This is a genomic window from Rhodococcoides kroppenstedtii (assembly GCF_900111805.1).
GTDB lineage: Bacteria > Actinomycetota > Actinomycetes > Mycobacteriales > Mycobacteriaceae > Rhodococcoides > Rhodococcoides kroppenstedtii.
This window is the reverse complement of record NZ_FOJN01000030.1, coordinates 1-1,082: the sequence shown is the minus strand read 5'-3', so window position 1 is coordinate 1,082 and position 1,082 is coordinate 1. Positions and strand designations below refer to the sequence as shown.

Annotated in this window: 1 pseudogene; it reads right to left on the bottom strand. The window is 69.3% G+C overall.

Going from position 1 to position 1,082, the window contains the following annotated elements:
• Positions 1–1,082 (bottom strand): annotated as a pseudogene (locus tag BMZ18_RS19020) (pyruvate carboxylase); the annotation flags it as partial.

Sequence of the window (1,082 nt, the reverse complement as noted above, 5' to 3'; positions counted from 1 at the left end):
TCGGCGATCGTGGTGCCGGTGGCGCGGACCGCGTCGATGGCCGGGCGCATCTGATCGACGTTGTTCAGTGCGTCGAAGATGCGGAAGATGTCCACGCCCGTCGCCGCGGCCTCCTCGACGAACGCCGAGGTGACCCGCTCCGGGTAGGGGGTGTAGCCGACGGTGTTGCGCCCCCGCAGCAGCATCTGCAACGCGATGTTCGGGACCGCCTCCCGCAGCGCGGCGAGCCGTTCCCACGGATCCTCGTGCAGGAACCTGAGCGCCACGTCGTACGTCGCGCCGCCCCAACACTCCACCGACAACAACTCCGGGGTGGTGCGCGCGACGTAGGGGGCGACCATCAGCAGCCCCGAGGTGCGCACCCGCGTGGCCAGCAGCGACTGGTGCGCGTCACGGAACGTGGTGTCGGTGACCCCCAACGCCTTTCGGTCGCGTAGATCGCGAGCGAAGCCCTCCGGTCCGAGCTCGAGCAGGCGCTGGCGCGATCCGTCGGGCGGCGCCACGGACAGGTCGACGTTCGGAAGCTTGTCCTGGGGATACACCGTGCTCGGGCGTTCACCGTGCGGCTTGTTCACGGTCACGTCCGCGAGGTATCGCAGGATCTTGGTGCCGCGGTCCGCCGACGAGCGGGCCGCCAACAGCTCCGGGCGCTCCTCGATGAACGACGTGGTGACATTGCCCGCCCGGAAGTCCGGTTCCTGCAACAGACCCTGCAGGAACCCGATGTTGGTGGACACGCCGCGGATACGGAACTCGGCCAACGCTCGCCGCGATCGCGCGACCGCGTCCTCGAACGTCCGTCCGCGACAGGTCAGCTTCACGAGCATCGAGTCGAAGTAGGCGCTCACCTCGGCACCCAGGGTGGTTCCCCCGTCGAGTCGGATGCCCGCTCCGCCCGGCGTGCGGTACGCCGTGATGCGACCGGTGTCCGGCCGGAAGCCGTTGGCCGGATCCTCCGTGGTGATGCGGCACTGCATCGCGGCACCGCGGATGCGCATGTCCTCCTGCCGCAGTCCCAGGTCCTCGAGCGACTCCCCCGACGCGATCCGCAACTGCGACTGCACCAGGTCCACGTCGGTGAT